General features: G+C 46.0%; 12 protein-coding genes. 3 read left to right on the top strand and 9 right to left on the bottom strand.

Going from position 1 to position 13,925, the window contains the following annotated elements; translation table 11 throughout:
• The first annotated feature begins 302 nt into the window (after nucleotides 1–302).
• Nucleotides 303–1,676 carry a 2'-5' RNA ligase family protein gene (locus AAHN97_RS22005; protein WP_343304249.1) on the top strand — a complete coding sequence of 458 codons (1,374 nt, stop codon included), beginning with the start codon at nucleotides 303–305 and terminating at the stop codon, nucleotides 1,674–1,676.
• A gap of 95 nt (nucleotides 1,677–1,771) precedes the next feature.
• Here the strand turns inward: AAHN97_RS22005 and AAHN97_RS22000 are convergent, their stop codons facing one another.
• The 5 genes from AAHN97_RS22000 to AAHN97_RS21980 all read right to left on the bottom strand — a co-directional run bounded on the left by AAHN97_RS22000 (nucleotide 1,772) and on the right by AAHN97_RS21980 (nucleotide 7,317).
• Nucleotides 1,772–4,381: a carboxypeptidase-like regulatory domain-containing protein gene (locus tag AAHN97_RS22000; RefSeq protein ID WP_343304248.1), complete on the bottom strand. Its 2,610-nt coding sequence runs from the start codon at nucleotides 4,379–4,381 to the stop codon at nucleotides 1,772–1,774.
• 21 nt (nucleotides 4,382–4,402) lie between these two features.
• Nucleotides 4,403–5,389 carry a FecR family protein gene (locus AAHN97_RS21995; protein ID WP_343304247.1) on the bottom strand — a complete coding sequence of 329 codons (987 nt, stop codon included), beginning with the start codon at nucleotides 5,387–5,389 and terminating at the stop codon, nucleotides 4,403–4,405.
• 66 nt (nucleotides 5,390–5,455) lie between these two features.
• Complete coding sequence (locus tag AAHN97_RS21990) at nucleotides 5,456–6,076, bottom strand: RNA polymerase sigma factor (protein WP_343304246.1); 621 nt, start codon at nucleotides 6,074–6,076, stop codon at nucleotides 5,456–5,458.
• A 15-nt stretch (nucleotides 6,077–6,091) separates the two neighbouring features.
• The gene (locus AAHN97_RS21985) at nucleotides 6,092–6,853 is read right to left on the bottom strand and encodes a head GIN domain-containing protein (protein WP_343304245.1); all 762 of its coding nucleotides are present in this window, start codon (nucleotides 6,851–6,853) and stop codon (nucleotides 6,092–6,094) included.
• A 146-nt stretch (nucleotides 6,854–6,999) separates the two neighbouring features.
• Complete coding sequence (locus AAHN97_RS21980) at nucleotides 7,000–7,317, bottom strand: carboxypeptidase-like regulatory domain-containing protein (protein ID WP_343304243.1); 318 nt, start codon at nucleotides 7,315–7,317, stop codon at nucleotides 7,000–7,002.
• 505 nt (nucleotides 7,318–7,822) lie between these two features.
• On the opposite strand from AAHN97_RS21980, the gene AAHN97_RS21975 reads away from it, so the two are divergent.
• Both AAHN97_RS21975 and AAHN97_RS21970 read left to right on the top strand, forming a co-directional pair.
• Nucleotides 7,823–9,670 carry a 2-oxoacid:acceptor oxidoreductase subunit alpha gene (locus AAHN97_RS21975; RefSeq protein WP_343304242.1) on the top strand — a complete coding sequence of 616 codons (1,848 nt, stop codon included), beginning with the start codon at nucleotides 7,823–7,825 and terminating at the stop codon, nucleotides 9,668–9,670.
• Nucleotides 9,671–9,767: 97 nt separating this feature from the next.
• Entirely contained in the window at nucleotides 9,768–10,388 is a 621-nt protein-coding gene (locus AAHN97_RS21970; protein ID WP_343304241.1) for a DUF6134 family protein, read from the top strand.
• Nucleotides 10,389–10,449: 61 nt separating this feature from the next.
• Here the strand turns inward: AAHN97_RS21970 and AAHN97_RS21965 are convergent, their stop codons facing one another.
• The 4 genes from AAHN97_RS21965 to AAHN97_RS21950 form a co-directional block, all read right to left on the bottom strand.
• Nucleotides 10,450–11,640 (bottom strand): Gfo/Idh/MocA family protein, encoded by a 1,191-nt coding sequence (locus AAHN97_RS21965; RefSeq protein WP_343304240.1) that lies wholly within the window; start codon nucleotides 11,638–11,640, stop codon nucleotides 10,450–10,452.
• Between the two features lie 18 nt (nucleotides 11,641–11,658).
• The gene (locus AAHN97_RS21960; protein WP_343304239.1) at nucleotides 11,659–12,840 is read right to left on the bottom strand and encodes a nucleoside permease; all 1,182 of its coding nucleotides are present in this window, start codon (nucleotides 12,838–12,840) and stop codon (nucleotides 11,659–11,661) included.
• An 84-nt stretch (nucleotides 12,841–12,924) separates the two neighbouring features.
• Entirely contained in the window at nucleotides 12,925–13,566 is a 642-nt protein-coding gene (gene nth, locus AAHN97_RS21955; RefSeq protein WP_343304238.1) for an endonuclease III, read from the bottom strand.
• Nucleotides 13,567–13,584: 18 nt separating this feature from the next.
• Complete coding sequence (locus tag AAHN97_RS21950) at nucleotides 13,585–13,797, bottom strand: hypothetical protein (RefSeq protein ID WP_074242159.1); 213 nt, start codon at nucleotides 13,795–13,797, stop codon at nucleotides 13,585–13,587.
• Nucleotides 13,798–13,925: the final 128 nt, after the last annotated feature.

Genomic DNA, 13,925 nt, shown 5'->3' with positions numbered 1-13,925 from the left:
AACTACCTAAAATTCCTGTCGAGATGGCTGAAAGGAATAATTTTGAAAAATCCCGCTAAAAAATTGTAATGCAAGCGGCACTCAATTATCTTTGCTATTCCGAGAAATGTAATTAGAGTAACAACACAGTATTAAAACGGAAGCCGGTATTTATTGAAAAAGGAAGACAAACCCGACGTTATGTAATGCGGGAACAAAAACCACCGGCACCTTGTAATAGTAATAAAAAACCTAAACAAGTAGGTGAATTTCATTTTTATGAAATCATTGAAAATTGCTTCAAACACGCTTAATTAAGTAAGATGAATTTTGAGAGAAACGAACGCCCCCGAAAGTATTCTCCTGGCTACAACAGAGATCCACAAGAACCCAACCAAGACCAGGAAGGCGGTGATTCCAAAAAACCCGAATTTGGCAAAGACGGAGACAGACCTTATACTCCTCGTAGTGAAGGCGGTTACACACCTCGTGAAGGTGGCTACACTCCCCGAAGGGAAGGTGGTTACACTCCTCGCGGAGAAGGTGGATACACCCCTCGTCCTCCAGCCGGTGATGGCGCCAACTTTAACCGTGAAGGAACATTTAACCGTGAAGGCGGCGGCAGCTACGGACCTCGTAATGAAGGTGGTGGCTATCGTGATCGCGATGGTGGCGGCTATAATCGCGACCAGGGTGGTGGAGGCTACAACCGTGATGGTGGTGGCGGATACGACCGTGGTGGTGGATATGATCGTGGTGGTGGTGGTGGTTACGACCGCGGTGGCGGTGGTGGCTATGATCGCGGCGGCGGTGGCGGAGGCTACAACCGTGGCGGTGGCGGCGGAGGTTATGATCGCGGTGGTGGCGGCGGTTATGATCGTGGCGGTGGTGGCGGTGGCTACAATCGCGGCGGTGGCGGCGGAGGTTATGATCGCGGCGGCGGTGGCGGAGGCTACAACCGTGGCGGTGGTGGTGGAGGCTATGATCGCGGCGGTGGCGGCGGTGGTTACAATCGCGGCGGTGGCGGCGGTGGTTACAACCGTGGCGGTGGCGGCGGTGGTTTCAACCGTGGCGGTGGTGGCGGTGGCTACCAGGGCCGTAGCTCAGGAGGTCCAAGGAACTTCAACAAACCCCCTCGTCCAGATAATAAAATATACTTTATCGCACTCCTGCCAACAGCTGAAGTAGGTAAAGAAATTATAAAGATCAAACAGGACTATGCTGAACAGTATGGACCAATGTATGCACTGAAAGTATTACCGCACATCACACTGCAGGTGCCTTTCACAGCAGATCCAAGCCTGGAAAGATCTTTCTGCGAAGAACTTACGGAATTTGCCAAAACACAAGCGCCTTTTGAAGTAACGCTCAACGGCTTTGGTACCTTCCCTAACAAACAAAACCGCGTACTCTTCATCAACGTTGAGAAAAGCGAAACCATGAGCGCCATGCATCGTCAACTGATCAACTTCCTGCGTAAGGAATTTGGTTTCAGTACCATGCTTGCACGCACAGGCTTCACTCCTCATGTAACAGTTGCCTTCAAAGACCTGGAAGACGCACAGTTCGAAAAGTCATGGCCTGAGTACGAAAACAAAGAATACAAAGCTTCCTTTAAAGTAAATAACCTTTACTTCCTGCGCCACAACGGCAAATCATGGGAAGTACTGCAGAAATGCAAGCTCGGAGGAGCATAAGAAGGAACCAGTAAAATATAAGATTCCGGATCGCTGCAAAGTGGTCCGGAATTTTTTTTAATAGGAACGTATAAGCCCCATAAATACTGCAATAGTTAAAACTCAATCTTATACCCCGCATAAGGAAATCTCCCCAACTGATACATCGTGTTCACCCGTTGCTCATAATAGTAATAATCCTTACTCAGCACATTCTTTCTGTTCAACACGTTATCCACCGCAACAAAGAATGAATGGGTAGACCGTAGCCGGTTCAGGCGGTAACTTACCTTCATATCAACACGACTATAATCTTTCAACTGCTCTTCATAATAACCGTCAGATGCTATCACCACCTTCCCGTTCTTACGGGAAGCTTCCTCATCCACAGGTAACACTCTTTTATTTCCGGCTTGTATGATCCGCCCATCCACCGCAAGAACATTTTCCTTTTTACCTACACGGAATTCCGTGCCCACAGCCAGGTTCACAATGTAGTTACCATTGAAGGTAGTGTTGTACCATTTACCATTGGATGCCTTGTATTTGGAATCATACAATGTTGTAGTGAGCAGGAAATAATAGTTTTTATGAAGGAATCTTTCCAATGTTAACTCCACACCATAATTGCGACCCCTGCCTTTACTTACCAAAGTATCCGGCACAAAATCATTATAGGATAACCCCTGATTTAACCCTGAATAAAAATCAGGACTGATCGGGATCGGCGCATGAAAGATAGACTGATAATACGTTTCAGCTTTGAAGCGGAACCAGGAGGAGAAATTGTTTTCATATCCCGCTACATAATGATGACTGCCTGTAAAAGCAATGTGTTTATTTGCGGGTGTATATGTTTGAGAACTGCGGTTGTAGTTACGGTTGATGTACATGTTCACCGGCTGCATTTGATGATGCAATCCATAACCCGCCGTGATGCGTTGTTTGGGCGCCAAACGCCATTCCACTGAAAGCCTTGGCTCCAGGGCCTGCTGACTGTTATAGAACAGGTGCTGATAATGCAGGCCAGTATGGAAAGTTAAGGATGGTACAGGGCTGAACTGCCAATGCGCAAAGCCCTGCAACAGGTTCATGGGTACATGATCATCCAGTCTGAGAACGTGTATCCTTGAAGTATCATTCCATAATATTTGCAGGAAATAGTGGTATTGCCGGGAGCTAAAGTTGATGCCGGTTTTTAAGAGATGTTTTGTGTTGAACTTATGTGTGAGATGATAGCCGAGAGAAACACCTTTCTCCTTAAACCTGCCATCTGAATCTTTCACAATGCTTTTGTCTTCAAAGTGAATATTCCTGTCTGAAACAATATGACTGCCGGAAATAGCACTCAGTAGCTGCCCGAATGTTTTTGTGGAATAGTAATGATCATACCGCATGCCCAGTACCCCCACGTCTGAACCGAAATAACTGCTTCCACTTATAACATGGTTAGCGATCTGCCGGTTATCTGTAAAAGCATCCCGGAAGCGGATCTTGCTTTTACCACCAAGGCCAAAGAACACAAATGCACCATTGTTCCCATCCGGAACATTTACTTTAAAAGTAAGGTCCTGGAATTGTGGTATACCATCTATAGTGATGTCCAACCCAAGTTTTTGCAGGAAGTTGAAACTCAGGAAACGGTAACCTGCTATGTAAGTAGCGCCTTTTTTTTTATCCAGTGGGCCTTCTGCATTGAACTCCAGTCCGCTTAAACCCAGTTGTGCATTGAACTCATTTTTTTCACTGTTCCCTTTGCGCAGGCGGATGTCAAATACCGAAGCATTTTTGTTGCCATACTCTGCGGGGAAGGCGCTGGTCATAAAATCAGAGTTGGCCAGCAAGTTATTATTCAATACACTGAAAATGCCTCCGGAAGTATTGATGTACGTGTAGTGGTTCGGGTTAGGTATATCGATACCTTCCAGCCGCCATAACACACCGAAAGGATTATTACCTCTTACAATGACATCGTTGTTCTGATCGCTGAGGTTCACCACGCCGGCATAATTTGCAGCCATACGGCTAGGATCTGTACGTGTACCGGCAAAGCGGTTTGCTTCTTCTACAGATAAGATGCGGGTGCTTACTACCGCCAGAGGATTAATACTTCTTGTTTTATCCGTTTTGCGTGATGCGGTTACCTGCACCTCTTTGGATTCATAGATGTTTTCTTCCAGTAATACAGGCAATACCGTTTGCCGCCCTGAAATAACCAGCACCTGGTTGATGCGTACAGGTTTGTAACCGATGGAACTCGCTACCAGGTCATATCTGCCGAGTGGCACCTGTGGTATCAGAAAGCGGCCCTGTTCATCTGTTACACTGCCTTTGCCGGATAAGTTGGAGAGTTGAACTGTAACACCAGGCACTGGTGTGCGGATGTTTTTATCCAGTACCACACCATGCACCGTTTGCGTGAGTGCGTGATCAGCCGTGCTTAAAACAATCTGGGAGGAGATCTCTTTGTAATCCATACCGCTTCCCAGCAGGGCTTCATCCAGCACCACGGAAAGCGGTTGTTCTGTTATATTTATGCTGAGTGTGGCAGTAGGGAGGTATTGCCGTACATAAGAGAACGGCACCTGGTAACGTTGATGCAGCTGCACCAGGATCTCTTCGATGGTAACATTATGCTCCTGGATGCTCACGCGCTTTTTTAACCATTGCGCGTGTCCGCAAAAAGGAATGATCAGCAGCAGGATGAAACAAAGCCTTTGCAGCATGGGGTTGCTGGTATATAGATTTTATCGGCTGACCTTATACACGCCTTTCGATTCTTCTTTGATAGTGATATGCATTGTTTCAGACAGTACTTCCAGCACACGGGGCAGGGAAGGATTATCATTTCCGGTCAAAGAGTATTTGATGTTCAGCAGGCTGGAATCCGTTACGATGAACTTCACATCAAAATATTCTTCCAGCGTACTGAGTGTTTGAAACAGGGGTACATTATCGAAAACCAGCCGGTTCTCTTTCCAGGCCATAAAATTAGGATCGGAATTCTGTATCTGTTTAGGTTCTTTGTTAGACTGCAAAATAGCGGTATGGCCTGCTGTGAGCACCAATGCTTCCTGAGTGCTTTGTTTGCCGGAGAAGGCAACTTTACCGGTTACCACATTCAGCTGAATGGTTTTGTTCTCGTAAGCTTTTATCACGAAGGAAGTTCCCAGCACCTGTGTTTGCGAAGCGCCTGCTGTAACAATGAAAGGGTTGGAGGCATCCGGTTTTACATCAAAGAAGGCTTCCCCTTCCAGTTCCACAAGGCGGTGATTAGCTGCAAATCCTTTTTTATAGCTGATCTGGCTGTTGCGGTTCAGGAATACTTTACTGCCATCCGGAAGTGTAACTTCTTTTTTACCGGCCTCCGCAGTGATAACAGTAGTACTACCCTGGTTCACCATGGTGAAAACAAGGCTGGCGGCAGCTACGATAATAATGGCTGCTGCGGCTAGTTTCCACCAGTTATTTTGTTTGGAGGATCTCACCACTTTAAGCGGAGCAGGGGCATCCATCTGGTGGCTGAACCTTTGCCAGTTAGATTCAAGATCTGGTTCCGGGGCATCGTCAAATGCATCGGCTGTGAGGTCCCAGGTTTGCTTCATGGCGGTATAGTATTCCCGGTTGGCAACATCTTCCTGTAACCAGGCCTGTAGCTCTGCCTGCTCCTTTGTGGAGATGTCGCCGGCTATTTCACGGGCAATCAGTGCGTCTATGTGATCGTTGTTGATCATGCTGATATTCAATTACGAATTTCGAATGTTGTTTGCTGCTCTGTTGGTTGATAAAAAAAGGCGTAATCATTCCAGGTATTCCTTCAATGAAACGCGCAGCTTTTTCAATGCCGTCATCATCTGGTTCTCCACCGTTTTGACGGAGATCTGCAATGTTTCGGCAATTTCTCTATAGCTCATTTCTTCATAGCGGCTCAGCACAAATATCTCCCTGCACTTTTCAGGTAACAGATCGATCGCCTGCTGTATCCGCAGTTTTGTTTCTTTCAGATGTATCACCGGCGCCTGCACTTGTGCTTCTTCATGAGTTGGACTGATCTCCTGGTGAGCACCGCCGCGCCGTTTGTTCTTATCTATGTGATCAAGTGCCATATTCACCGCTGCACGATGCAGGTACGCTTTAAAATAAACATCCTTCAACTGTTCCCGGCGATTCCATATTTTGATAAATACTTCCTGCGCCAGATCTTCCGCCGTAGCCATATCAGGCACTAAGCGGTATATTGCTTTGCAGACCAATGGAAAATAGGTCTTGAAGAGCGCCTCCATGAACTGGCGCTCGTCTTCCTGCAAAAGGTTTTGTAACCGGGCATTTTCGGGCATGGTGCAAAAATAACCATTACTCTGATTTACAGCGTGGCCATTCATGCCTAATGCAACGGGTGACAGTATTCCAATAGCTTCCATGTAAAAATGTTATTCCTATAACTTGCTAACCCTTCCTGATCCTGAAACCTTTACGTTAAAATCTGCCGGTGATCCTTTGTATTTTACATTCCCGCTGCCTCTGATATGGCCCCATAATTTATCTACTGCCCAGATCCGCTGCTCGCCGGAGCCATTGGTTTCCACATTGGCGCTGTTGGCTTTCAGTAATTCAGCCCTCACATCTCCACTACCATTGATCTCCGAATAATAATCCCTGGACAGGCCCTCCAGGTCAATATTCCCGGAGCCGTTCACTAATACCCTCACCTCATTGGCATCCACTTTCAGGTGTGCATCATTGCTACCGTTCACTTCATAGAGGAATTGGGGAGTTCTGATAGTGTCTGTTCCTGTAAGAGAACCGGAGCCGGAAAAGATGATCCTGCGGTATTTTTCACTTTGCACATATATATGGATCGGTCTGAAACTCTTCAGGTTCACGCCGTTACGGATCCTCACGCGAAGATTGGTGCCGCTTACGGAAGTTTCAATCACCCGCATTACATTATCTTCTGCTTCAATGCGGAGCGGTAAGGGACTGCCTTGTTTTACATGTATTTCAAGCGGCCCGTCAACGGTCAGGTCTTCAAACCTGTCCACCGGCCTTTCTTCTGTGATCACGCGGCCGGAGCCATGAACATTTTCACGGGCACAGCCGGAAAGGATCAATCCAAAAATTGCCAGGAGGCAGAGTAAAAGGCTCACACTGAGCCCGCTGTAAGTGATCAGGTATTCCTGTTTGCCTGTCATTTTCATATTGGTATTCATTTTAGGGGGATAAGTCACAATGATGACTTCCTTAATATAACGGCCAATGGAAACCCTACCCCTAGAATACCTGCAAAAAAATAAGCCGGCCTTACTTAAGTAAGACCGGCTTGTTTAACCCCTATGAAAACCAATTATTGTGCTAATTTGATTTCGCCGAGATCGGTAGCTTTACCATCTTCCACTTTCACATCTGTAATAGTTGCGTCCTTAAATGGTTCTTTTGCGTCAACAACTACAGTGTAAGTACCGGCTTTTGCACTCGTAAAGGAGAATGCACCCTGTGCTACAGCTGTTTTCAAAGTATCTGTTCCGGAAATAGCCCATGCTTCAGTAGCTCCTTCAGCTGGAACAACTTTACCGGAAATAGAACCGCCTTCAAATGAAGTAAAGGCGAATGCGCCGAATGTTACGGCCGCAAGTGCTAACAGGCTTAATTTAGTCCTTTTCATAGCATACAATTTTTAAAAGGTTTAAATAATAAAGAAATGGTTCAAGTAAAGGTTGTTCTCGATAGTATTCTCTTTTTAGATGAATGATTGTATGTGAATCGGTTTCGTGTGAAATTTTGCAATTACCATGCCATAACCCTCAAATTCCTTTCTTTAACATTTCTTTAAAGAACCTTTAACATCGAGGGTTTGCGGGCATTACTCATTTAAGTAATTTCGTGTGTGCATTCCTGTTACTATGCTCAAATGCAGGCTGGTAAAGCTTGGCGACCGCAGGACTTTTTCCTGCGAAGCATTACTGTACACAAATATTTTGCCAAACATAACAGCAGTAAGGCTTTGAGACCCCTCAAAGCTACAAGGGGCAAAGCTTTCAGGATATTTTATTAAAAGTCTACAGGGTTTGTGTACTTTTGTGGCAGGGATAGAACTCTAAAGTTAGCAGCCGATTCCCTAAATTTACGGTCTTATAGACTCATATATATCTAATATAAAGAATACGTCAATGTCCAATAAAGCGATTCAACAGGTTGAAGATGTAGTGATCAAGTTTGCTGGTGATAGTGGAGACGGGATGCAACTAACTGGTACTCAGTTCTCTAACAATACCGCCCTTATCGGGAACGATCTTAGTACTTTCCCGGATTTCCCGGCGGAAATACGTGCTCCGCAAGGTACCCTGCCTGGTGTGAGTGGTTTCCAACTTCACTTTTCCTCTAACCGTATATTTACTCCCGGAGATACCTGCGATGTACTGGTGGCCATGAACGCCGCCGCATTGAAAGCCAATCTCAAAGGGCTCAAAAAAGGCGGTATCATTATCGCCAATACAGATGGTTTCGACTCTAAGAACCTCCGCCTGGCTAACTTCCCGGATGGTGTGAACCCATTGGAAGATGGCTCCCTCGTGAATTACCAGTTACATACCATGGATGTTACCAAAATGACCCGCGAGGCATTGAAGGACATCAACATGGGTATGAAGGAAAAAGACCGCGCCAAGAACATGTTCGTGCTCGGATTCCTTTACTGGCTCTATGATCGCGATATGCAAAGCACCGTCAACTTCCTCACAGAGAAGTTTGGTAAAAAGCCCGAGATCCTCGAAAGTAACATCCGCTCCCTGCAAGCCGGATACAACTTCGCCGATACTGTGGAAGCCTTCTCCACCCGCTATAAAGTGGAAAAAGCCAGGATGGACCCCGGTACCTACAGGAGCATTACAGGAAATACTGCTTTGTCTTACGGACTGATCGCAGCTTCCCAGAAAGCGAACCTGCCTATTTTCCTGGGTACTTATCCTATTACACCAGCCTCAGACATCCTGCATGAACTGAGCCGTTATAAGAATTTCGGTATCCGTACTTTCCAGGCGGAAGATGAAATTGCCGGTATCTCTTCTGCTATTGGTGCATCCTATGGTGGCCATATGGGCGTAACTACTACTTCAGGCCCCGGCATGGCATTAAAAGGAGAGGCCATGGGGCTTGCCGTAATGCTTGAAATTCCGTTGCTGATCATTGATATTCAACGTGGAGGCCCTTCTACCGGTCTGCCTACCAAAACAGAACAATCAGATCTGCTGCAGGCTTATTATGGTCGTAATGGCGAATGCCCCATGCCCATCATTTCCGCATCCACACCCTCAGATTGCTTTGATGGTATCTACGAAGCCTTCCGCATTGCGGTAAATCATATGACGCCTGTGATCTTCCTCAGCGATGGGTATATTGCCAACGGCGCAGAGCCTTGGAAATTCCCGAAGAGTGATGATCTGCAGCCCATTACCGTGAAATACAAGAAAGGCCTGGAAGAAGGAGAAGACCAATTCTTCCCCTACCAGCGGGATGAAAACCTCGTACGCCCCTGGGCTGTTCCCGGAACCCCTGGTCTGGAACACCGGATCGGTGGATTGGAAAAGCAGAATATCACCGGTAACGTGAGTTATGATCCTGAAAATCACCAGCTCATGGTGAAGATCCGTCAGGAGAAAGTAGATAAGATCGCAGACCACATTCCATTACAGAAAATAGAAGTAGGGCCTGAAAAAGGAAAAGTACTGGTGCTCGGATGGGGTTCTACTTTTGGTACTATCAAGAGTGCCGTGTTGGAATTACTGGCAGAAGGCCATCAGGTGGCACATGCGCACCTCCGCCACATGCGTCCTTTCCCAAAAAATCTCGAAGAAATACTGCATAGCTATGATCATGTATTGATCCCTGAGATCAATAATGGCCAGCTTATAAAGATCATCCGCGATCAATTCCTGATCCCTGCCCAGGGTTATAATAAGATAATGGGCGTTCCCATCACAAAAGGTGAGCTGGTAACAAGGATCCGCGAAATGCTCTAGCATTCACAATGAATCAGTTACGAAACGCGTTATAGATATAATGCGTTTCGTAATAGATTTTCGTATATTGCTATACGTATTATACTGATCCAAGGCCATGTACAAGACCCTCAAGCAATACAGGCTAAAAAGGATTTTCCTTGTATTGATATGCGGGATAATTCCTTACCTGGCAGCCCTCAAGGCAGCAGGACAATCCCATACTTACGAGATAAGGTATGCCAATAACACGATCGGCCTCCTCGATGTGAAACAGGAAACCAACGGCCCCACCCGCAAGATCCATATCAAAAGCCGCATTCAAATGAAGCTCTTATCGCGGATGGAAACAGACATTACCGCTGAATATCACAATAATATACTGATCAGGGCCAAAGCCTCCCGCGTAAGCAAAGGGGCAGACAGCAAAGAAACTTCCACGGAAAAAACGGAGAAAGGATATAATGTGGTCCGCAAAGGACAGCCCGCTACCATTAACAGGGAGATCACCTATTCCGTGAGTGAATTATATTTTTCAGAACCGAAAGAGCTCAAGGAAGTATACTCAGAAACACATGGAGCGTTCCTCCCGATCAAACAACTGGCTGATAAACGGTATGAAGTAGTGATGCCTGATGATAAGCGTATTTATTATCGCTATGAGAAAGGGAAGTTAATGGAGGTGGAAGTGAATCATCAGTTTGGCAAGGCGTACTTCCGTTTATTACAGGGAAAATAAAACCGGCGCAGGCAAAATACTCACGCCGGCAAAAAGCTCAGCCTGCAAAACGCCTCCAGGCCTATATCACCTTCTCAATGATCTGCCCCGTTTTCTTATCCTTCAGTATCAGCTTCGCCGTCCCAAAGTGCGTCATCTCTTCCTTGATCAGGTAATATTGCTCATTATAATCTGTCAGTGTTTTCTCTTTCTCCAAACCTTCCTTCCCGCGCCATACATCCAGCTTCACCGGTTCCCATAATTTGGATTTTGCAGACCTGTAAGCAGCATCCAGCACTGCATTCACCACATACCCGTCATAGAAAGTTTCGCGTGGTGCTTTCCCGGCTTCTACTGCATTGAACATATCTGCGAACATATGATTATACCCCAGTTCATTCAGTTCATCACCTACAGGGAACAACCAGCCTGTATTGCTTTCTGCTTTTTCTGCAACGTAATCAGCTCCCTTGCCGGTAGTGAACATATCAAACCCTGTACGTAAAAAGCTATTCAGCCATATTGTACCTTCAGAGCCCATTACTTCATCACGGAGATCAAGCCCGCCGCGGAAGGTCCAGCTCACTTCAAACTGACCGATAGCACCGTTCTCATATTTCACAAGGCCGATCGCATGATCTTCTGCATCAATTGGTTTCACCTGTGTATCCGCCCAGCACATCACTTCAACGGGTTTAATGTCCTTCCCGATGAAGTTGCGTGCAATCTCAACGCAATGGCAACCCAGGTCCAGGATACAACCGCCGCCTGCCTGCTCTTTATCCCAGAACCATTCGCTGTGCGGGCCAGGATGTGTTTCGCGGGATTTAGCCCAGAGTATTCTGCCCAGTGCTCCTTCCTGTACACTCTTTAAAGCCTTCAGGAATTTGGGGGTATAACAGAGGTCTTCCAGGTAACCGTTGAAGATGCCTGCTTTTTCTACCGCTTCCATCATACGTTTTGCTTCTTCCGCATTACGTCCTAATGGCTTGGTACACATCACCGCTTTTTTTGCTTTGCAGCAAGCCATTACAGCAGCTTCGTGGAGATTGTTGGGCAGGGAGATGCAAACCATATCCACATCAGGATGATTGATTGCTTCTTCCATGTTGGTGGTCCAGTGGGTACAGTTATAGTCCACTGCAAATTTCTTAGCGCTTTCTTCGCGGCGGGAGTAGATGCTCACGATCGTATCCCTGCTTCTTTGTCCAATTAAAGAATCCGCATAGAATCTCCCGATGAATCCGGACCCAAGCATTGCAATTTTCGCCATAATTAATTTTTATATAAGTTAAACTGGTTTTTTATCGTGGAATGCCAACGCAAAATAGATGATCACGGCTGCTGCGATATATACAGGCACCATCCAGATGCTCTGCCATTCGCGTACGCCGTTCGCTACATAATAATCTGCCACGATCCCTGAGAACCAGGTACCGATCACCATACCAAGACCATAAGTAGCAAAAGTGAATAACCCCTGTGCCGCACTTTTGATCTTTTCGCCTGCCCTGTTATCTGTATACATATAACCGGTCACAAAGAAGAAATCATAACAAACGCCGTGTAAGATAATGCCGGTGTATAACATCCATAAGTTCGAACCACTGTTGCCATAAGCAAAGAGGATATAACGAAGCACCCAGGCGGCCATACCTACCAGCAACATTTTCTTCACGCCAAGCCGGCGGAGTAATAAAGGAATGGCAAGGATGAAGATAGCTTCGGAAGCCTGGCCATAGATCATTTTCCCGGCAGCATTTTCCATGCCTGCCTCATGCAGGTAGAGATTGGTAAATCCGTAGTAGAAGCTTAAAGGAATGCAGATCAGGATAGCGGAGATAAAGAATACGAGGTAAGACCTGTTTTTGAACAACACAAAAGCCTCTGTTCCCAATACCTGCGAAGCAGAAACATCTCCTTTAGCTTTAGGTGGAACATTGGGCAGTGTAAAGCTGAAAAGTCCCAGTAGCAAAGAAGCCCCGGCCGCTATATAAAACGTGTTCATGGTTTTTTCGATAGCCATATAGCCGATTAGTAAGCCGGCACAGATCCATCCGATAGTACCGAACATCCTTACGGCAGGGAATTCTTTCCCCGGATCCTTCATCTGGCTAAAGGCCACACTGTTGCTGAGTGCAATGGTGGGCATGTACAACAGGGAATAGAATAATACAACGCCAATAAAAACATAAGTATTAGTAGTAAGCGTCATGGAGTATAACGCCAGCGCACCAACGATATGCAGTACACCCATGATCTTTTGTGCAGCAAAATACCGGTCTGCCACCATTCCTACCAAAAAAGGAGAAACCATGGTGGCAATAGCCAATGCTGTATAAGCATAACTGGCCTCGCTGCCACTGGCCTGAAGATTGGCTACCATGTAAGTAGCCATGGTTACATACCATGCTCCCCAAATAAAGTATTCGAGGAACATCATGAAGGATAGCTGTATTTTTGTATTATTCACGTGGGAGGGTTTTAGCTCTCTCCAAGATAATAAAAAACCCAGCAAAACTATACTCGCAAAAACACTGCGGGCAAAGTCACCTGGCTAGGAAACTAACTGTTTGTAATACTTACAGATAGGCCGCAACCCACACTCCCCGCATTTCGGGCTCCTCGCCAAACAAATATACCGCCCATGCAGGATCAGCCAGTGATGCGCAATATGCACCTTCTCCCGGGGTATATACTGAAGAAGTTGCTGCTCTGTTTGTAAAGGAGTTTTAGCATTGGTCGTCAACCCCAACCTTGCGGATACACGAAATACATGGGTATCCACTGCCATATTGGGTTGATGATGCACAACGCTGGTGATCACATTCGCCGTTTTACGGCCAACGCCGGGTAATTTAACCAGTTCAGGCACCGTTTCCGGTATCTCACCGTTAAAATCATCCATCACCATATTGGCCATGCCAATGAGGTGTTTCGTTTTATTGTTGGGATAGCTGATACTTTTGATCAGTGGGAACAGATCATCAAAAGTAGCTTTGCTGAGGGAAGGAATATCCGGGTACTGCTCAAAGATAGCAGGGGTGGTCATATTCACCCGCTTATCTGTACATTGGGCAGACAGGATAACCGCTACCAGTAATTGGTAGGTATTGTCGTACAGCAGTTCAGTTTCTGCATCCGGGGCATGTTTCTCAAAATAGTCGATTACAAACTGGAATCGTTCTTTCTTCGTCATGCCTGCAAAATACAAAAACTATACCTCGCGTTTTTGTGCGTGGTCAAAAATTGCGATGAGGGTAGACTGACGAGGGGCGAGCTTCACAGTATTCAACGCCTGTAAGGTCAAAAGATGCAATTTCTTTTCTTCACGTAATAATTCTTGATTCACTTGCATAGGTGCAGTTTGCCCTTCCGGGTCGGTTACAACATAGTTAGGAGTAGAAAAAGGGAGTGTAAAATTGCTCATGCGATAGATTGTTATTTTAAATAGAATACTATCAATACAGAAGGCTGTATAAGATATAACAGTTACATAACGGATAATGACGGGTTAGTATTGTTAATTTAGCCCATTTTTTTAGAAAATGCAAGTTT

The organism is Chitinophaga niabensis (genome assembly GCF_039545795.1).
GTDB classification, from domain to species: Bacteria; Bacteroidota; Bacteroidia; order Chitinophagales; family Chitinophagaceae; genus Chitinophaga; species Chitinophaga niabensis_B.
This window is presented reverse-complemented; position numbering and strand designations above follow the sequence as displayed.

What these genes read in the sequence shown, in the direction of transcription:
- nth (WP_343304238.1), bottom strand. Translation starts at nt 13,566, where the DNA reads ATGACGAAGAAAGAACGATTCCAGTTTGTAATCGACTATTTTGAGAAA.
- AAHN97_RS21990 (WP_343304246.1), bottom strand. Translation starts at nt 6,076, where the DNA reads ATGGAAGCTATTGGAATACTGTCACCCGTTGCATTAGGCATGAATGGC.
- AAHN97_RS21950 (WP_074242159.1), bottom strand. Translation starts at nt 13,797, where the DNA reads ATGAGCAATTTTACACTCCCTTTTTCTACTCCTAACTATGTTGTAACC.
- AAHN97_RS21965 (WP_343304240.1), bottom strand. Translation starts at nt 11,640, where the DNA reads ATGGCGAAAATTGCAATGCTTGGGTCCGGATTCATCGGGAGATTCTAT.
- AAHN97_RS22000 (WP_343304248.1), bottom strand. Translation starts at nt 4,381, where the DNA reads ATGCTGCAAAGGCTTTGTTTCATCCTGCTGCTGATCATTCCTTTTTGC.
- AAHN97_RS22005 (WP_343304249.1), top strand. Translation starts at nt 303, where the DNA reads ATGAATTTTGAGAGAAACGAACGCCCCCGAAAGTATTCTCCTGGCTAC.
- AAHN97_RS21985 (WP_343304245.1), bottom strand. Translation starts at nt 6,853, where the DNA reads ATGAAAATGACAGGCAAACAGGAATACCTGATCACTTACAGCGGGCTC.
- AAHN97_RS21995 (WP_343304247.1), bottom strand. Translation starts at nt 5,389, where the DNA reads ATGATCAACAACGATCACATAGACGCACTGATTGCCCGTGAAATAGCC.
- AAHN97_RS21970 (WP_343304241.1), top strand. Translation starts at nt 9,768, where the DNA reads ATGTACAAGACCCTCAAGCAATACAGGCTAAAAAGGATTTTCCTTGTA.
- AAHN97_RS21980 (WP_343304243.1), bottom strand. Translation starts at nt 7,317, where the DNA reads ATGAAAAGGACTAAATTAAGCCTGTTAGCACTTGCGGCCGTAACATTC.
- AAHN97_RS21975 (WP_343304242.1), top strand. Translation starts at nt 7,823, where the DNA reads ATGTCCAATAAAGCGATTCAACAGGTTGAAGATGTAGTGATCAAGTTT.